The organism is Alkalibacillus aidingensis (assembly GCF_014595945.1).
Classification (GTDB): Bacteria; Bacillota; Bacilli; order Bacillales; family Alkalibacillaceae; genus Alkalibacillus; species Alkalibacillus aidingensis.
This window is the reverse complement of record NZ_JABXWU010000007.1, coordinates 53,078-73,112: the sequence shown is the minus strand read 5'-3', so window position 1 is coordinate 73,112 and position 20,035 is coordinate 53,078. Positions and strand designations below refer to the sequence as shown.

The 20,035-nt window shown below is 39.6% G+C and carries 16 protein-coding genes; all 16 read left to right on the top strand.

The annotated features are described in order from the left end of the window. The first annotated feature begins 249 nt into the window (after positions 1-249). The 16 genes from HWQ49_RS10845 to fba all read left to right on the top strand — a co-directional run bounded on the left by HWQ49_RS10845 (position 250) and on the right by fba (position 19,983). On the top strand, positions 250-1,266 hold the full coding sequence (locus HWQ49_RS10845) for an ABC transporter ATP-binding protein (RefSeq protein WP_223155133.1): 1,017 nt from the start codon (positions 250-252) through the stop codon (positions 1,264-1,266). Further along, entirely contained in the window at positions 1,253-2,185 is a 933-nt protein-coding gene (locus tag HWQ49_RS10840) for an ABC transporter ATP-binding protein (RefSeq protein ID WP_188207640.1), read from the top strand. Before HWQ49_RS10845 ends, HWQ49_RS10840 begins: the two co-directional genes overlap by 14 nt. A gap of 7 nt (positions 2,186-2,192) precedes the next feature. Further along, on the top strand, positions 2,193-3,155 hold the full coding sequence (opp4B, locus tag HWQ49_RS10835) for an oligopeptide ABC transporter permease (RefSeq protein ID WP_188207639.1): 963 nt from the start codon (positions 2,193-2,195) through the stop codon (positions 3,153-3,155). A 26-nt stretch (positions 3,156-3,181) separates the two neighbouring features. After that, on the top strand, positions 3,182-4,102 hold the full coding sequence (locus HWQ49_RS10830) for an ABC transporter permease (RefSeq protein WP_188207638.1): 921 nt from the start codon (positions 3,182-3,184) through the stop codon (positions 4,100-4,102). 133 nt (positions 4,103-4,235) lie between these two features. Beyond that, complete coding sequence (gene opp4A, locus HWQ49_RS10825) at positions 4,236-6,110, top strand: oligopeptide ABC transporter substrate-binding protein (RefSeq protein WP_188207637.1); 1,875 nt, start codon at positions 4,236-4,238, stop codon at positions 6,108-6,110. A 221-nt stretch (positions 6,111-6,331) separates the two neighbouring features. Beyond that, the gene (locus HWQ49_RS10820; protein WP_188207636.1) at positions 6,332-7,519 is read left to right on the top strand and encodes an acetyl-CoA C-acetyltransferase; all 1,188 of its coding nucleotides are present in this window, start codon (positions 6,332-6,334) and stop codon (positions 7,517-7,519) included. Positions 7,520-7,587: 68 nt separating this feature from the next. Continuing rightward, on the top strand, positions 7,588-8,439 hold the full coding sequence (locus tag HWQ49_RS10815; protein ID WP_188207635.1) for a 3-hydroxybutyryl-CoA dehydrogenase: 852 nt from the start codon (positions 7,588-7,590) through the stop codon (positions 8,437-8,439). Between the two features lie 24 nt (positions 8,440-8,463). Beyond that, entirely contained in the window at positions 8,464-9,606 is a 1,143-nt protein-coding gene (locus tag HWQ49_RS10810; RefSeq protein WP_188207634.1) for an acyl-CoA dehydrogenase, read from the top strand. 35 nt (positions 9,607-9,641) lie between these two features. Beyond that, complete coding sequence (locus HWQ49_RS10805; protein WP_188207633.1) at positions 9,642-10,781, top strand: acyl-CoA dehydrogenase; 1,140 nt, start codon at positions 9,642-9,644, stop codon at positions 10,779-10,781. Positions 10,782-11,105: 324 nt separating this feature from the next. After that, positions 11,106-12,065 (top strand): methylmalonyl Co-A mutase-associated GTPase MeaB, encoded by a 960-nt coding sequence (meaB, locus tag HWQ49_RS10800; protein WP_188207632.1) that lies wholly within the window; start codon positions 11,106-11,108, stop codon positions 12,063-12,065. Continuing rightward, a complete protein-coding gene (locus tag HWQ49_RS10795; RefSeq protein ID WP_223155132.1) occupies positions 12,058-12,696 on the top strand; it encodes a TetR/AcrR family transcriptional regulator in 639 nt (212 codons plus the stop codon). The genes meaB and HWQ49_RS10795 overlap by 8 nt, the downstream gene beginning before the upstream one ends. Before the next feature lie 3 nt (positions 12,697-12,699). Next, positions 12,700-15,930, top strand: a complete 3,231-nt coding sequence (icmF, locus tag HWQ49_RS10790; protein WP_188207630.1) for a fused isobutyryl-CoA mutase/GTPase IcmF — start codon at positions 12,700-12,702, stop codon at positions 15,928-15,930. Positions 15,931-16,198: 268 nt separating this feature from the next. Next, complete coding sequence (rpoE, locus tag HWQ49_RS10785) at positions 16,199-16,672, top strand: DNA-directed RNA polymerase subunit delta (RefSeq protein WP_188207629.1); 474 nt, start codon at positions 16,199-16,201, stop codon at positions 16,670-16,672. A 273-nt stretch (positions 16,673-16,945) separates the two neighbouring features. Then, positions 16,946-18,538: a CTP synthase gene (locus tag HWQ49_RS10780; protein WP_188207628.1), complete on the top strand. Its 1,593-nt coding sequence runs from the start codon at positions 16,946-16,948 to the stop codon at positions 18,536-18,538. A 101-nt stretch (positions 18,539-18,639) separates the two neighbouring features. Next, positions 18,640-19,005, top strand: a complete 366-nt coding sequence (locus HWQ49_RS10775; protein WP_188207627.1) for a response regulator — start codon at positions 18,640-18,642, stop codon at positions 19,003-19,005. 114 nt (positions 19,006-19,119) lie between these two features. Continuing rightward, a complete protein-coding gene (gene fba / locus HWQ49_RS10770; RefSeq protein ID WP_188207626.1) occupies positions 19,120-19,983 on the top strand; it encodes a class II fructose-1,6-bisphosphate aldolase in 864 nt (287 codons plus the stop codon). The last annotated feature ends 52 nt before the right edge of the window (positions 19,984-20,035 follow it).

The window sequence follows — 20,035 nt, the reverse complement described above, 5'->3', positions numbered from 1 at the left end:
ATGCAAATTTGAAGTATTTTTAGAAAATTATAAAATATAGGTTGCAATTTTACATTTTGTTTCATAAAATAAGAGTTATTAAAATAGTTTGAAAAACAAAAATGGAAATTATAGGGTTAGTTAGGGGTAGAAACTCCTAAGTAAGATTTTAAATTTTTTTAGATTAAATTTTCCGAATTTACAATCTATAAACAACCTCTATATTAGGCTAAAAGGATCAACGAGAAAATCTGAGTGTAGGTGATAGTGTTGAGTAAAACTTTATTAGAAATCAAAAATTTAACAACATCGTTTCGAATCGGTGAGGAGTATTATGCAGCTGTTGATGACGTCTCCTTAGAACTTAAGGAAAATGAGGTTCTAGCTATAGTGGGAGAGTCTGGCTCAGGTAAGAGTGCAACTGCATTTTCGATTATGGGGTTACATAACAGAGCCAAAATCGAAGGTGAAATCACTTTTAAAGGACGAGACATTGCTAATTTACCGCCATCTAAAATCAATAAAATACGAGGTAAAGAAATGTCAATGATATTCCAAGACCCATTAACCGCTTTAAACCCGTTGATGGAAATTGGAAGACAGATTGGAGAAGTCCTTCTCCTACATAATAGTGAGATGTCGAAAGCTAAACGACGTGAATATTCAATCGAGTTATTAGACCGAGTGGGTATTCCCCGTCCAGATCGGGTAGTTGATCAGTTCCCACACGAGTTATCTGGTGGTATGAGACAGCGTGTCGTTATTGCCATTGCAATAGCGAACAAACCTGAATTATTAATCGCAGATGAGCCGACAACAGCACTAGACGTAACGATTCAGGCACAAATACTTGATCTAATAAGAGAACTTAAAGACGATTTAAACTCAGGAGTCATCCTAATAACTCACGATTTAGGAGTTGTTGCTGAGATGGCAGATCGAGTGGCAGTTATGTATGCAGGACAAATTGTTGAACTTGCAGATGTCGAGTCATTATTTGTTAATCCTCAACATCCATATACCAAATCGTTATTAAGCTCGGTACCAGCGACAGAGTATGCACAGGATCGATTACACGTTATTCAAGGTATTGTCCCTTCATTACAAAATTTACCGAGAGAAGGGTGTCGTTTTAGATCTAGAATTCCTTGGATGGATGAATCTGTACACGAAGAAGATCCAAAGTTACACGAAATTAGTCCAGGGCACCATGTTCGTTGTACCTGCTACCAGCATTTCTACTTCCCAGAAGAGAGCAAGGAGGAACAAACTAATGGCGTTACTTAAAGTAGATGATCTAAAAATACATTTCCCTATTAGGGGGGGCATACTTAACCGTAAAATTGATGATGTAAGAGCAGTAGATGGCGTTTCTTTTGAAGTGAAACAGGGTGAAACATATGGCCTTGTAGGAGAGTCTGGGTCAGGGAAAACAACTACAGGGAAAGCCATCATGGGGTTAAACAATATCACCTCAGGAGATATTTATTTTGAAGGAACTCACTTAAATGCTAAAAAAGGAAAAAAAGTTGATGTCAGAAGAGACGTTCAGATGATTTTCCAGGATCCTTATTCAAGTCTCAATCCGAGAAAACGTGTACTTGATATCATTGCTGAACCTTTTAGAAATTATGAAAAAATGACTAAAAAGGAAGAAATGTTTAAAGTACAAGAGTTACTGGAGAAGGTCGGTTTGAGCTCTGACAGCGTTTATAAATATCCACACGAATTCTCGGGTGGGCAAAGACAACGTATCGGAGTCGCGCGTGCGATTGCATTAAAACCTAAACTAATTATAGCTGATGAGCCTGTATCAGCATTAGACGTATCTGTACAGGCGCAGGTTTTAAACTTCTTGCAGGATATTCAAAAAGATTTAAACTTAACGATCTTATTTATCGCACATGACTTAGGAGTTATTAAACATATGTGTAACCGAATCGGTATTATGTATCGTGGTCGGTTTGTTGAGGAAGGTTTAAGAGATGATATTTTTAATGACCCACAGCACATTTATACCAAAAGGTTAGTTGCGGCAATTCCAGATGTTGATCCAAGAAGGCGTGAAGAACATCAAAGTTTTCGCGCACAAGTCAAAGAAGAATACGAACAATCGTTTAACGATTACTTTGACGAAAACGGCTTAGCGCATAGTCTTAAGCCAGTCACAGACACACACAAAGTAGCGTTACCAGAGAGAGGTTGATTGGATTATGTGGAAATTTATAGTTAGAAGATTAATTATCACTATGCCGCAGATAGTAGTTCTAAGTTTATTTGTTTTCATTCTTGCATCTTTAATGCCAGGTGATGCTTTATCTGGACAAATAGATCCAAATATATCACGAGATGCTATAGATGAGATGCGAGAACGTTTAGGAATGAACGACCCATGGTACATACAATATAAGGATTGGGTTGTTGGTGCTGTTCAAGGGGATTTTGGAGATTCATTTCGTTTTAAGATGCCGGTAACAGATTTGATTTGGGGCCGAATAATTAATACTTTCTGGTTATCATTAGTATCGGTAATTTTTATCTATGCTATTGGTTTACCATTAGGAATTATTAGTGGTCGATACAATGACCGTTTAATTGACCAAGTGATTACTGGTTATACTTACTTAGGTTTCGCAACACCACTATTTATTTTTGCTTTAGTTACTTTATGGGTATTCGGGTTCCATTTTGGTTGGTTCCCAACTGGTGGTTCAGTAGCACCAGGACTAGAACCAGGATCAATGGAATATATATTAAGTAAGTTACACCATCTATTGTTACCAGGTTTATCGATTGCCTTAATTGGGGTTGTTGGTACGGTACAATACTTACGTAGTGAGATTATAGATACGAAACAAAAGGATTTCATATTACTTGCAAGAGCAAAAGGTGCACCTGAATCAAGAGTTTATAACCGTCATATTTTCCGGAATTCAGTGTTACCGATTGCTGCATTCTTTGGATATGAAATTACGATGTTAATTAGTGGCTCAGTCTTTGTCGAGAGAATATATAGCTACCCGGGAATGGGGAATTTATTTATTGAGTCTATCTTGTTAAGAGACTACTCAGTAGTAACTGCACTAGTATTATTGTTTGGTTTAGCAGCTATTATTGGTGCATTACTGTCTGACATTATCTTAAGTATTGTTGATCCAAGGATTCGAATCAAATAAGAAAGGCAGCTTAGGGGGTGAAACGAGTGAGTAATAAAAATAACGCACAGGAAGTAGAAGAAACAGTAGATTTTGATAAGTTCGATAAAAGTCCTTCAGGTTTCAAGATCTTTTGGAAGGAGCTTTTAAAGGATAAATTAGCCTTATTCTCTTTAATCTTTTTAGTATTAATAACTGCATTTGTATTTGGGATTTCATGGATACTAGACCAAGATGAAATCGTAACAGTCGACTTGTTTGCCATTTATGAACCACCTTCAAGTGAATTTTGGTTAGGTACAGATTATGGTGGACGTGATATCTTTGGTCAGTTAATTATTGGGACTCGTAACTCGTTACTTATTGGAATATTAGTAACGGTGATGTCAGGTTTTATCGGAATCGTATTCGGTGTTGTTGCTGGATACTTCGGGGGCCACATTGATAACGTGATGATGCGTATAGTTGACTTCTTCATGGTATTACCAAACTTAATGATCATCATCGTATTTGTTGCTATTGTTCCAAAGTATAGTGTATGGTCCTTCTCACTTGTTATGACAGCATTCCTGTGGATGGGAATCGCCAGGTTGATCCGTTCAAGGGCATTGCAAGAGAAAGAGTTAGATTATGTTCAAGCTTCAAGGACGCTTGGCTCTTCGCATACAAAAATTATATTTACACAGGTTTTACCGAACATTACGTCATTAATTGTCGTAACGATGACGCTGAACCTTGCAGCCAATATAGGCTTAGAGTCAGGCTTATCATTCCTAGGATTCGGATTTCCTGAGGATACGCCTAGTTTAGGAACCTTACTCGGCTATGCAACCAATCCACAAACATTAGAATTTAGATGGTGGATTTGGGTGCCGGCAGCTGTATTAATTTTAATATTAATGCTAGCTGTACGTAACGTTGGTGAAGCATTAAAACGTGCGGCCGATGCTAGACAAAGAAGAGCATAGCAAAATTAAAAGAAATTCTATCAATCTATGTTACTATCGCCAGCCCATTAAATTGGGCTGCGATCAGTATAAATTTAGGTCAGTCAAATTCTTTGACATGACTAAATAAAGGAAAAAAGGGGAGGTATTATTTATGAGCAAATCTTTATGGGGCAAATATTTATTTGTCTTAATGCTCGCACTATTCCTTGTATTAGCTGCATGTGGTGGCGATGACACAGGGGATGGGGAAACAGACGAGGATCCAGGTGATACAACAGAAGAAACAGATGATCCAGATGACGACGGCGATGAGCCTGATGATGATCCTGTTGATCCAGAAGATCAAATTTATGATGTCTCAGACTTTGATACAGCAGTATCAAACGATGGCGAACCGATTGATGGAGGCGATGTTACTTTCGGTTTAGTATCTGATACAGTGTTTGAAGGTACTTTAAACTGGAACTTCTATCAAGGTAACCCGGATTCACAAATTATTCAGTTCTTTGATGAAGCATTATTGTCAATGGACGAAAACTACACTTATACACAAGATGGCGCTGCAACATATGAAGCGGATCAAGATGCTAACACAATCACATTCACAATCCGTGATGATGTACAGTGGCATGATGGTGAAGAGTTAACAGCAGAAGACTGGGTATATTCATATGAGGTAATTGCTCACCCTGATTATACTGGTATCCGTTGGGGTACTCCAGGCTTCACACTAATTGAAGGTATTGACGAATATCGTGAAGGAAATACAGATTCAATTCCTGGTATTGAAATTCACGATGAAAAATCTTTTACTATTCAATATGAGCGTTTAACTCCATCATTATTAACTGGTGGTGTATGGACTTACGCTTTACCAAAACATGTGTTTGAAGATATTCCTGTAGCAGAAATGGAAGAAAGTGACGCTGTACGTGAAGAACCAATTGGTATTGGACCATTCGTTGTCGATTCAATCGTCCCTGGTGAGTCTGTATCAATGGTTAAGAACGAAAACTACTGGCGTGGAGAGCCGAACTTAGATACTCTAACTGTAAAAGTAGTTAACCCTAACGTTGTTGTTCAAGAATTAGAAACTGGTGGAGTAGATATCGTATCTAGCTTCCCTACAGACCAATATCCAGAAAATGCGGATATGTCTAACGTTGAATTCTTAGCGGATATCGACTTAGCATACACGTATATTGGATTCAAATTAGGTCATTGGGATGAAGATGCTGGCGAAGTTGTTTACGAGCCAGAAAACATGAAGATGGGTAATAAAAACCTACGTAAGGCTATGTGGCACGCAGTTGATAACGACTCAGTTGGTGAACAGTTCTACAACGGTCTTCGTTGGTCTGGTACAACATTAATCGTACCATCTCACCCAGACTATCATGACGATTCAATTGAAGCACCATCATATGATCCAGATGAGGCTAACCGTCTATTAGATGAAGCTGGTTACGAAGATATAGATGGTGATGGCTTGCGTGAAGATCCAGATGGTGAAGAGTTAGTTATTAACTTTGCTTCAATGTCTGGTGGCGACGTTGCAGAACCAATCGCTAACTACTATATGCAAGCTTGGGAAGCTGTTGGTCTAAACGTTGAATTAGTAGATGGACGTTTACTAGAGTTCAATAGTTTCTATGACAGAGTAGAAGCTGATGACCCAGAAATCGACATTTACCAAGGTGCTTGGGGTGTTGGTTCTGACGTAGACCCTTCAGGATTATACGGTCGTAATGCAGCATTCAACTACCCACGTTATGCTAGTGAAGAAAATGACCGTCTATTAGAAGAAGGTATTTCTGATGAAGCATTTGACGTAGAATACCGTCAAGAAGTTTACAGTGAGTGGCAAGAGCTAATGGTTGAGGAGATTCCAGTATTCCCAACATTATACCGTGCACTAATGCTACCAGCTAACGATCGTATCGTAAACTACGATATCGCTCCTGGTTCAGGTGTATACTGGTATGAACTTGGTGTAACTGAAGACGAACCAGTTGTAGCTGAATAATTCACTTAGATAAAACTGGTGCGTAGGCTAAACCTACGCATCAGTTTTTTTATGCTTTAATTAAAGTAATGAGCCAAACAATCAACGGTAAATAATAACAGTAAACTTAATATTTATACTAAAATAAATTTTTTAAAAATTGCTCCTAATTGAGCGAACGCTCAATCAAATTATGTTATAATTAATGGTAGCGTTTACAAAGTCGGAAAGGGGAGAGTATGATGAGTCAAACAGTTATAGTCGCTGGTGCGAGAACACCATTTGGAAAGTTTGGGGGTTCATTAGCACCTTTAACAGCTGCGCAGTTAGGTGGTATTGCTATTAAGGAGGCGCTAAAGCGAGCAGCAATTCAAGGTGAGGACGTTCAAGAGGTAATTATGGGAACTGTCTTACAAGGAGGCCAAGGTCAGTTACCTTCACGACAAGCTATGCGTTATGCTGATATCCCTTGGGAAACGAAGACAGAAACGATTAACAAAGTTTGTGCATCAGGTATGCGCAGTGTGGCCCTAGGTGACATGATGATTCGGTTAGGAGAAGAAGAAGTTGTTGTTGCTGGTGGAATGGAGAGCATGAGTAATGCGCCTTATTTTATGCCTAATGCACGCTGGGGCATGCGTATGGGAGATCAAAAAGTTGTTGATATGATGGTCCACGATGGTCTTACTTGTTCATTTGAAAATGTTCACATGGGTACATACGGCAATAAGACGGCTAAGTCTTTTGAATTGACACGTGAACAACAAGATGAATGGGCTGCAAGAAGTCACACCAGAGCGCTTGAAGCGATGGAAAACGGAAAGATGCAAGAGGAAATCGCTACAGTTGAAGTGCCTCAACGGAAAAAGGATCCAATTAAAGTAGAGCAAGATGAAGCACCTCGTGATGGGACAACAGCTGAAGGGTTAGCTAAATTACGACCAGCATTTGATAAGGATGGAACGATTACAGCTGGGAATGCACCAGGTGTTAATGATGGTGCAGCCGCACTTGTGTTGATGTCGAGCGAGAAGGCAGAATCATTGGGAAAAGAACCTTTAGCAAACATTGTAGCCCATGAAGAAGTAGCGGTTGAAGCTGATCGTTTTCCGGAAACCCCTGGAATCGTTATTAACAAACTACTAGAAAAAACACAGTACTCTCTCGAAGATATAGATTTGTTTGAGGTCAATGAAGCGTTTGCTGCAGTTTCACTTGCTAGTGGGAAAATTGCAGGATTGGCCCCTGAAAAAGTGAATGTCAATGGTGGGGCAGTAGCATTAGGTCACCCAATTGGTGCTAGTGGTACCAGAATCATCCTGACACTTGCCTACGAACTTAAACGCCGAGGAGGCGGCTTAGGTATCGCTTCAATTTGTTCTGGTGGTGGGCAAGGAGATGCCCTATTAATAGAAGTTCCTAAACAGTAGTGTTAATGAAACATGGATAAAATAGGTGAAACGAATATATTAGTAGAAATTAAAAGGGGGAGTCAATCATGTCAGTCAAAAAAGTCATGGTGATTGGAGCAGGCCAAATGGGAGCAGGTATTGCCCAAGTCTTTGCTCAAGCATCTTTTGACGTGGTTTTAAATGACGTTTCTGAACAGTCATTAGAAAACGGATACAAAGGAATTGAAAAACGATTAATCCGTAACGTTGAAAAAGAAAGAATCACGGAGAGTGAAAAGGAAGAAGCCTTAAATAGAATTCAAACAACTACCAACCTCGAAGATGCTAGTGATTGTGATTTAGTGATCGAAGCAGTAGTAGAGAATATGGATGTTAAAACAAAAGTGTTTCAACAGTTAGATCAAGTTACACCAAAACATACGATTCTTGCAACCAATACATCTTCATTACCGATTACCGATATTGCAGCAGTAACTGAACGACCAAGCCAAGTGATTGGAATGCATTTCATGAATCCAGTACCAGTCATGAAGTTAGTAGAAGTAATTCGCGCCATCCAGACATCTGATGAAACCTACCGACTTGTCAATGAAACAACAAAACAACTTAATAAAGTGCCGGTTGAAGTGAACGACTATCCTGGTTTTGTTTCCAATCGAGTGTTAATGCCAATGATTAATGAAGCTATTTATACAGTGTTTGAAGGAGTGGCAGAACCTGAAGCGGTGGATCAGGTGATGAAATTAGGTATGAATCATCCGATGGGGCCATTGCAATTAGCCGATTTTATCGGTTTAGATACTTGCTTATATATTATGGAAATCTTACATGAAGGCTTTGGTGACAGTAAGTATCGCCCTTGTCCATTACTTCGCAAATATGTTAACGCAGGTTGGTTAGGGAAGAAATCGGGACGTGGTTTTTATGTGTACGAATAAAGTGGATTGAAGGAGTGCATCCCCATGAACTTACAGTTTACAGAAGAACAAGAAATGATGCGCAAAATGGTGCGCGACTTTGCCCAAAAAGAAGTTGCACCAGAAATCGAAAGAATGGAAAAGGAAGACCGATTTCCCCAAGAAGTTATTAAGAAGATGGGGGACTTAGGTTTATTAGGAATCCCAATTAGTGAAGAACACGGTGGCTCAGGAATGGATTATATGTCTTATATCATTGCCATTCATGAGTTATCGAAAGTAAGTGCAACGATTGGTGTCATCTTATCAGTTCATACATCTGTTGGCACATTTCCAATTCTTAAGTTTGGAAGTGACGAACAGATCAATCACTATATCCCAAAACTAGCTTCAGGAGAATATTTAGGTGCTTTTGCCTTAACTGAACCAGGTGCTGGTAGTGATGCCGGAGGACTGAAAACTAAAGCGATTAAGGATGGAGACCACTATATACTCAATGGTTCTAAAGTTTTTATTACGAATGGTGGTTATGCAGATACGTATATTGTATTTGCCAATACAGACCCTGAAGCAGGAAGTAAAGGGTTATCCACATTTATCGTTGAGAAAGACACACCAGGGTTTGAGATGGGAAAGCCGGAGAAGAAAATGGGTTTACATGGTTCAAGTACGATCTCATTAAATTTCGATCAATGTAAAATCCCTGCTAATCAACTACTAGGCCAAGAAGGAGAAGGGTTAAAGATTGCTTTAGCCAACTTAAACATTGGTCGAATCGGTATTGCTGCTCAAGCGCTTGGGATAGCAGAAGCAGCTCTTGAGGCAGGGGTTGACTATGCTAAAGAGCGTGAGCAATTTGGGAAACCAATTGCTCATCACCAAGGGGTATCATTTAAACTTGCAGATATGGCTACGGCTGTCGAGAGCGCTAAACTATTAATCTACCATGCTGCTTCCATGTATCAAGCTGGAAAAAACAGTAGCAAAGAAGCTTCTATGGCGAAAAAATTTGCATCCAAAACGGCAGTAGATGTTGCCATTGAGGCTGTTCAAGTATTTGGTGGTTATGGGTATACCGAGGATTATCCAGTTGAGCGTTACTTCCGTGATGCTAAGATCACACAAATCTATGAAGGGACAACAGAAGTACAGAACATGGTTATTAGTAGACATTTAATCAATGACTAAATTGACTTTATTCGATCATAAGGGAGGAACTGCAGATGAATTTTCAATTAACAGAAGAACAACAAATGTTACGTAAGATGGTTCGTGACTTTGCTGAGAATGAAGTTGGACCAACGGCAGCAGAACGAGATGAACAAGAGCGTTTTGATCGAGGGATCTTTGATCAAATGGCTGAACTGGGACTGACTGGCATTCCTTGGCCAGAGGAATATGGAGGAATTGGGGCAGACTTTGTTAGCTATGTGATTGCAGTTGAGGAGCTTTCACGTGTGTGTGCTTCGACAGGGGTAACCCTTTCAGCTCATATATCTCTAGCAAGCTGGCCGATTTATAAATACGGATCAGAAGAACAAAAGCAAAATTTCTTACAACGTTTGGCAACAGGTGAAGCGTTAGGTGCTTATGCTCTCTCCGAACCAGGAGCAGGTAGTGACGTATCTTCCATGAAAACTTCAGCCAAATTAGACGGTGATGAGTATGTCTTGAATGGTTCTAAGGTTTGGATTACTAACGGTGGAGTAGCAGATATTTATGTTGTCTTTGCTAAAACAGATGCAGATGCTAAACATAAAGGGATCTCCGCTTTTATCGTTGAAAAAGGAACAGAAGGATTCACGTTCGGAAAGAAAGAAGAAAAACTAGGAATCAGATCATCCCCAACAACAGAGTTGATTTTTGAAAACTGCCGAATCCCTAAGGAAAATATGCTTGGTGAAGAGGGTGATGGCTTTAAAATAGCGATGACAACTTTAGATGGGGGCCGAAATGGTATCGCTGCACAAGCAGTTGGTATTGCTCAAGGTGCACTGGATGCATCGGCTGAATATGCCAAAGAACGTGAACAGTTCGGAAAGCCGATCGCTAAAAATCAAGGGATTTCTTTTAAATTAGCAGATATGGCGACAGAAATAGAAGCATCCCGTCTATTAACTTACCAGGCTGCTTATAATGAATCGGAAGGTCTTCCTTATCAAAAGGAATCAGCAATGGCCAAACTATTTGCAGGGGACACAGCGATGAAGGTGACTGTAGAAGCTGTTCAAGTATTTGGGGGTTACGGTTATACGAAAGACTACCCGGTCGAGCGTTATATGCGTGATGCTAAAATCACTCAAATCTATGAAGGAACACAAGAAATTCAGCGTCTTGTAATTGGACGAATGGTTACCAAGTAAGTATGACTAAGCAGCTTACAGTCGGACGAAGCATCTCACGGTCGGATGAAGATCGCTGACAGTCGGACGGAAGCAACTCACGGTCGGACGAAGATCGCTGACAGTCGGACGAAGCATCTCACGGTCGGATGAAGATCGCTGACAGTCGGACGGAAGCAACTCACGGTCGGACGAAGAGCACTGACAGTCGGACGGAAGCAACTCACGGTCGGACGAAGAGCACTGACAGTCGGACGAAGCGCTCGAAAGGCCGGAAACGTAATACTAATTTCCGTGCGGACTCTTGAAAATATGCCGAAAAACTCTTAGAAAGGACTGAAAAGTATGGATCAACTCGCAAGTCGGATTGAAAACCAAGATCAGCGTGCGCTTGCTCGAGCAATTACGATGATTGAAAATGATCATCCTGAGAAGCTAAAGCTATTAAGTGATTTAAATGCTCGTAAGCAAGGGGCTCACTATATAGGAATCACTGGATCTCCTGGAGCTGGAAAGAGTTCGCTTGTTGATCATTTAATCACCCTCTTGCGTGAACATGATCAGAAGGTTGCAATCATCGCAGTTGATCCAACAAGTCCTTTTAGTGGTGGGGCTTTGTTAGGCGATCGTGTTCGAATGCATAAACATTTCACGGATGAACACGTCTTTATTCGTAGCATGGCAACACGTGGTAGTTTAGGTGGTTTAGCTAGAGCGACAAAGGATGCTATTAGAGCTTGTGATGCTTATGGGTTTGATTATATCTTAATCGAAACAGTCGGTGTTGGTCAGTCAGAGCTAGATATTATGAAGGTGGCTGATACAACAGCCGTTGTTTTGACTCCAAACTCTGGTGATATTCTGCAAATCTTTAAAGCTGGAATCATGGAGATTGCCGATTTGTTTATTTTAAACAAAGCAGACCTTCCAGGGGTTAGGAAATTAAAAAGACAGTTGAAAGACTTAATTCATATTGCTAGTAATGACGGATTTGAACCGTTAATCGTCGAAACGATCTCAGAGGCTCAACCGTCAGGATTCGATGAATTATTTGATGCGATTGTCAAACACAAAACCTATCTTGACGAATCACAAGCAGGAAAACATAAGCGAGAAACACAGCTGGAGCACGAGGTTTACGAACTAATTCAAGAGCAATTACTAAAGGATATTCACCAGGTCATACAAAGTAACGAACACATGAAGCAACAGCTGGAGCAAACGGACGATCCATACCGGCTTGCTAACGAGTGGTTATTAAAATGGAAAGATTTAATTCAAAGAAAGGATGGCTCTGATGGTTAAACACATCGCTTCATCCATTAAAGATGAATCGTTAATCCAAAAGCGAAGGGCCGAACTACAAAAAGGTGCGGTTAAGCTTTTTAAACAAAAAGGCTTCCACCGAGCGACAACCAGGGAAATTGCCAAAGCGGCTGGGTTTAGTATCGGCACTCTCTATGAATATATCCGAAAAAAAGAAGACGTACTCTTTCTCGTTTGTGATGCGATTTATGATGAAGTAAAGGCACGGATGGAAGCAGTTATTGATACGAACAAACCATCTGAAGGTGCGTTATATCAGGCAATAGAGTCATATTTTCAGCTGATGGATGACATGCAAGATGAAGTCTTAATTCTTTACCAAGAGCTAAAAGCATTACCAAAAGAAGCGCAAGAGTATGTCTTAGATAAAGAGAAGGAGATGTTAAGTCTCTTTGAGAAGGTTTTAGAAAATAGCAATCAGAATGTACTAACCAAACAGGAAATCACCTTGATTGCTAACAATATTTTTATCCAAGGTCAAATGTGGGGAGTTCGTAGGTGGGTTCTGCAAAAAGAATTTACGTTAGAATCCTATACCAAGCAGCAGTTTAATTTACTTAAAAACCAATTGGCCTATCAAATGCAAGTAAAGGAAAAAGGGAGGCGTTAAGTCATGCAACAGCAGGAAGTTTATCAAGTGAAGCATCCGGTTCGCTTCGTGACAGCTTCGAGTCTTTTTGATGGTCATGATGCATCAATTAATATTATGAGACGGATCTTGCAGGCGAGTGGCGCTGAAGTGATTCACTTAGGTCACAATCGTTCTGTTGAAGAGGTTGTTAATGCCGCAATTCAAGAGGACGCACAAGGAATAGCGATTTCCTCTTATCAAGGTGGCCATGTTGAATATTTCAAATACATGGTTGACTTGCTAAATGATAAAGGTGCTAACCATATTCGAGTCTATGGTGGAGGGGGAGGAGTAATTCTTCCCCGGGAGATTAAGGAGCTTCATGATTATGGTGTAGCAAGAATCTTTTCACCTGAAGATGGTCGTGAGGTTGGGCTTCAAGGAATGATTAATAACATGCTTGAAGAGTGCGATCATCCAACACCTCTTGAATTGGAAAAGGATGCAAAGGCCGCTAAATCTGGAGATTACCAAGCTATTGCTAGATTAATCTCGCACGTAGAAAACAAAGAAGTATCAAGCGAAAAGTTAGCCGACTTACTTAAGGTTGACGGCTCAAACATTCCTGTACTAGGAATTACCGGTACAGGTGGAGCAGGTAAAAGTTCACTAACAGATGAGCTAATTCGCCGATTTATCAACGAAGTTCCAGATAAAAAGATTGCAATTCTGTCTGTCGATCCAACTAAGAAGAAAACCGGTGGAGCATTATTAGGTGATAGAATTCGTATGAACGCGATTTTTAACCCTCGAGTTTATATGCGCTCATTAGCAACACGTGACTCGAAAAGTGAATTATCTAAAGCTATTTTAGATGCGATTGATGTCGTTAAAGCCGCTGATTTTGACTTTGTTATTGTCGAGACAAGTGGAATTGGTCAAGGTGATGCAGAAATTACCGAAATCACAGACCTGTCTATGTATGTGATGACTGCTGAATTTGGCGCACCATCTCAGCTTGAGAAAATCGATATGATTGATTTTGCTGATTTTATTGTGATTAATAAATTTGAACAAAAAGGTTCAGAGGATGCACTTCGTCAAGTTCGTAAACAATATGAACGTAGTCACATGCGTTTTCATGAAGATCATGAAACCTTCCCTGTCTTTGGAACGATAGCTAGTCAATTTAACGACCCAGGAACGAACACACTATTCGCCTCGTTACTTGAGACGTTAAATGATCGTTACCAATGGGGTGTTGAAGTTCCGTTTGACACCAAGATTAAGGTAGTGGAGAAGCAAAATTTAATTATTCCACCAGAACGACGTCAGTACCTAAGAGATATTGTTCAAACAGTGCACAACTATAAAGATCATGCAGAAAAGCAAAGTGAAATTGCTAGTAAATTATATAAGTTAAAGGGAGTTAAAGACGAGCTTGAGCAGAATGAGGTAGAAGCCCTTCAAGAGCTTGTAGAAAAATACGAACAGCAACTTGATTCTGAAAGTGCTGAGAAGCTTGAGAAGTATGATGAACTTCAAGAATCTTATACGAAAGACGAAATGTCCTACCAAGTGCGTGGTAAAGAATTTAAAGTGGAGTTAAATACGGAAAGTTTAGCCGGGTTAAAGATCCCTAAAGTTGCTTTACCGAAATATCAAGACTGGGGCGATCGCCTGCGTTGGATGTTGTTAGAAAATGTTCCAGGCTACTTCCCTTATACAGCAGGTGTTTTTCCGTTTAAGCGTAAAGGCGAAGACCCAACGCGTCAGTTTGCTGGTGAAGGTACACCGGAACGAACGAATCGTCGTTTCCACTATTTATCTAAAGGTGAACAGGCGAAGCGTTTAAGTACGGCGTTTGACTCCGTGACACTTTATGGTGAAGACCCAGATGAGCGTCCGGATATTTACGGTAAAGTGGGCGAATCTGGTGTGAGTATTTGTACGGTAGAAGATATGAAGAAGCTGTATGATGGTTTCGACTTATGTCATCCACTGACGTCCGTATCGATGACGATTAATGGACCAGCGCCTATTATCCTTGCGATGTTCTTTAATGCAGCGATCGATCAACAGATTGAGAAATTTAAAGAAGAAAATGGTCGCCAGCCTAACGAACAAGAGCGTGAACAAATCAAAACCGAAACCATTTCAGTTGTCCGTGGTACGGTGCAAGCGGATATTTTGAAAGAAGACCAAGGCCAAAACACGTGTATCTTCTCAACCGAATTCGCTTTAAGAATGATGGGTGATATTCAAGCTTACTTTATTGAAAATGAAGTACGTAACTATTATTCGGTATCGATTTCTGGTTACCACATTGCTGAAGCGGGAGCTAATCCGATTAGCCAATTAGCTTTTACACTGGCAAACGGCTTCACTTATGTCGAGTATTATTTAAGTCGAGGAATGGATATTAATAAATTTGCACCGAACTTATCCTTCTTCTTCTCTAACGGCTTAGACCCTGAATATACCGTGATCGGTCGTGTTGCTCGTCGCATTTGGTCAATCGTTATGCGTGATAAGTATGGCGCAAATGAGCGAAGTCAAAAGTTGAAATATCATATTCAAACATCAGGTCGCTCTTTACACGCTCAAGAAGTTGACTTTAATGATATTAGAACGACTTTACAAGCACTAATCGCCATTCAAGATAATACGAACTCCCTACACACGAATGCTTATGATGAAGCGATTACGACCCCAACTGAAGAATCTGTTCGTCGTGCGATGGCAATCCAGATGATTATTAATAAAGAATTCGGCTTAACGAAAACGGAGAATTCACTACAAGGCTCTTTCATTTTAGAAGAGCTTACTGATTTAGTGGAAGAAGCGGTCCTCCAGGAATTTGAGCGGATTAATGACCGTGGTGGCGTTTTAGGTGCGATGGAACGTCAATACCAGCGAGGAAAGATTCAAGAAGAATCTTTATACTATGAGGGTAAGAAGCACTCCGGTGAATTACCAATTGTTGGGGTGAATACGTACCAAAATCCAAACCCACCATCAGAAGATGAGATTAATTCAATGGAGGTTGCTCGTGCATCACAAGAAGAGAAACAACAACAAATTAAAAACTTACGTGACTTCCAAAACCGAAACAAAGATGAAGCAGAAGTAGCCTTGCAGCGATTAAAAGAAGTGGCAGCGTCTGGTGGAAACATTTTTGCTGAATTAATGGAAACGGTAAAAGTCGCAAGCCTTGGACAAATCACCAACGCCTTGTATGAAGTTGGTGGACAGTATCGCCGTAATATGTAATTAAATAAATTTTTCCTTCCTAACTCCACCTCAAGACGAACTGAGGTGGAGTTCCCTATTCATGGGTATATTAAGCAAAAGGTTTTGCATAGATTAACGAGAGGAAGGCTAAACTTCCACTGTGGATTTGTAAAAATCAAATATAAAAAGTTTTTAAACATTCTTATAGGAAAGATATAAAAATTGCTTGAGTTGACGATAATGGATGATATTCGGTAAACTATAAAAATAGTAAAAGTTTCGTTAACTGGGTAAAGGAGTGCTGGTTGTGAGCTTAGAAAAATACACTAAAGATGAAATTCAAGAAATGTCTATGATTGAAATAGCTTATGAAATGATGAAGGATGAAAACAAAGCGACGAACTTCCAAGATATTTTCAAATTCGTTGCTGAGGCCAAAGGGTTCTCTGAAGAAGAAAAGGAACAATACATTTCTCAGCTATATACAGATTTGAATATTGATGGACGGTTTATGTCTGTTGGTGCTAACATGTGGGGACTAAAATATTGGTATCCAGTCGACCAAACAGAAGAAGATGCGTTCTTAGCTGAAGAGAAACCGAAGAAAAAGAAGAAGAAAGCTAAAGCAAAAGAGGAAGATCCAGTTGATGAAGATATCATTTTAGAAGATGATGATATCGAAGAATTGGGTGAGGAAGCAGCAGAGGATGACGAACTATTCGAAGATGAAGTAGATGATTTGGAAAAAGACCTCGATAAAGGTGACGAAGAAGACTTATAAAATCAACTTGACTTTACGTAAACATGGGCGTAATATTCTATGTGGGCTCTCTAAAAAATATAATCCAAAGCTCCCGAATTCATTCGGGGGCTTTTTTTGTTTTTTTAAAGGCTTTTTAAGAAGGATCGGCTGAAGTTTAGTCTTGGTGATTAAAGAGTAGTTTACCCTAATTTATTGAATGGTAAAAAGTGAAGGATATTTCAATAGGATATTTATGATTAATCAATATAATTAATCAAATAATAAACATAATTGAAAGTGAGGCAGACAATCATGACAAAGTACATTTTTGTAACAGGTGGAGTAGTTTCATCATTAGGAAAAGGAATCACGGCCGCATCATTAGGGCGATTGCTGAAAAACCGTGGGTTAAGCGTAACTATTCAAAAGTTCGACCCTTATATCAATGTCGACCCAGGCACGATGAGTCCTTATCAGCACGGAGAGGTCTTTGTCACTGAAGATGGTGCAGAAACAGACCTTGATTTAGGCCATTATGAACGTTTTATTGATATTAATCTAAACAAATACAGCAATATTACAACAGGTAAAGTTTATTCATCTGTTATTCGTAAAGAGCGTCGCGGTGATTACTTAGGTGGAACGGTACAAGTGATCCCACATATAACCAACGAAATAAAAGATAAAGTTTATCAAGCAGGAAAAGAAACAAAAGCCGATGTGGTCATTACTGAAATCGGTGGAACAGTTGGTGACATTGAAAGCTTACCATTCCTTGAAGCGATCCGTCAGCTAAAGAGTGATGTAGGTAAAGATAACGTGATGTATATTCACTGTACACTTGTACCTTACTTGAAAGCAGCAGGAGAACTAAAAACCAAGCCGACCCAACACTCTGTTAAGGAATTACGTTCTTTAGGAATTCAGCCTGATGTTGTGGTCTTAAGAACTGAGATGGATATTAGCCAGTCCATGAAAGAAAAGATTGCTTTATTCTGTGACATTAATGAGGAAGCGGTTATTGAAGCCCATGACAGTGAGGTTCTTTATGAAGTGGCTTTAGAAATGCAAAAGCAAGGTTTAGACCAACTTGCTTGTGATCATTTTGGATTGACATGCCCTGATGCAGACATGAGTGAGTGGAATGAATTAATTAATAAAGTCAAGAATCTTTCTAAAACAACAACTATTGCGTTAGTTGGTAAATATGTGGCATTACAAGATGCTTACATTTCTGTGGTAGAAGCGCTGAAACATAGTGGTTTTGCATTTGATTCTGATATCAAAGTGAAGTGGGTTAGCTCAGAGGAGTTAAATGCAGACAATGTTGAGGAAACGTTAAATGATGTCGATGGTATTTTAGTTCCAGGTGGATTTGGTGATCGGGCTATTAACGGTAAGCTTGAAGCAATTAAATACGCACGTGAAAACAAGATTCCGTTCTTAGGCATTTGTTTAGGAATGCAATTAGCGACAGTAGAATTTGCTCGTAATGTGTTAGGACTTAAAGGAGCTCATTCAGCTGAAATTGATCCAAACACACCTTATCCAGTGATTGACTTACTACCAGAACAAAAGGATGTTGAAGACTTCGGTGGTACATTACGCCTAGGCGTTTATGCCTGCCGTCTAAAAGAAGGAAGTAAAGCTTATGATTCTTACCAGGATGAGGTGGTTTATGAGCGTCATCGCCACCGTTATGAGTTTAATAATGAATATCGTGAAGAAATGGAGACTAATGGCTTCCACTTATCGGGAACCAGCCCAGATGGTCGTCTTGCTGAGATTATCGAGCTTAAAGATCATCCATGGTTTGTCGCATCACAATTTCACCCAGAATTTAAGTCTAGACCAACGAAGCCACAACCATTGTTTAAAAAGTTTGTTGAACATTGTGTAAAATAGTTGTAATTTGTTAGAAATTTCAGAATGATATTAAAGTTGCATTGATTTTCCTCTCACCTTTCGCTATGGTAGGAATAAGAACTCATAGAAAAGGTGATCGGATGGAAAGTTTTAATGCAGTAGTAGTTGATGATGATTCGAGCATCTCTTTATTAATGACAGAAATACTTAAACAAGAAGGTTTCGACGTTCATACTTTTACAAAAGCTGATGAGGCTTTACAATCTATTGGACAAATGAACGTCGATCTCATTTTTGTTGATTATTTGTTGCCAGGAACAAGAGGGGATCACTTCATCTTAAAACTGAGAGAGCAAGATATCCAGACTCCTGTTATTTTGATGACTGGATTATCTAAAGACGAAGTAAATAAAAATAGTGTAGCTGAGTGTGAAGGGATTTTAGAAAAACCATTCTCCTTAGAGGCTGTTAATAAGGTCGTGTCACAACTTTTACAAAAAAATTAATGTCCGCTCAGCCTAGGGTTTAGTTGCGAAATGGTGGCACAGTTGGTATTCTATAATTATGAAATTTAAATAGTTACATAAGCTACATGTAAAAGACTGAAGGAGGAAACAATTGTGCCATTAGTTTCAATGCGTGATATGTTAAATAAAGCGAAAGATGAAGGGTATGCTGTTGGTCAATTTAATTTAAATAACTTGGAGTATGCTCAAGCTATTTTACAGGCTGCTGAAGAGGAACAATCTCCAGTAATTATTGGGGTTTCTGAAGGTGCTGCCAAATATTGTGGAGGTTTTAACGTAGCGGTTGCTATGATTGATTCTTTAATGGAAGCTTACGGAACTACTGTGCCTGTAGCGATTCATTTAGATCATGGTTCAAGCTTTGCTAAATGTGCTGAAGCAATTCATGCCGGATTCACTTCTGTTATGATCGATGCATCACATGAGCCTTTAGAGGATAATATTGCCGTTACACAAAAGGTTGTTGAATTAGCTCATTTACACGGTGTGTCTGTTGAAGCAGAGTTAGGACGTGTAGGTGGACAAGAGGATGACATTATCGTTGAGGATGCTGAAGCAGCTTACGCGATTCCAAGTGAATGTGAGCGTTTAGTTGAAGAAACAAATGTTGACTGCTTTGCTCCAGCGTTAGGTTCTGTACACGGTCCATATAAAGGTGAACCAAACCTAGGCTTTGATCGCATGGAAGAAGTTCAAAAGCTAACAGGCGTTCCTTTAGTCCTACATGGTGGTACGGGAATTCCGACTCACGATATTCAAAAAGCTATTTCGCTAGGAACAGCGAAAATCAACGTCAATACAGAAAACCAAATTGCGCAAGCTCAAGAAGTTCGTCGTGTACTTGACGAAAATCCAGAGCTTTATGATCCACGTAAATATATCGGCCCAGGTCGTGAAAAAATTAAAGAAACCGTTATTGGCAAAATGCGCGAATTCGGTTCTTCACAAAAAGCATAACCCAAATACACGGCTGATCCATAATTTTGGATTGGCCTTTTCGTGTATGTTG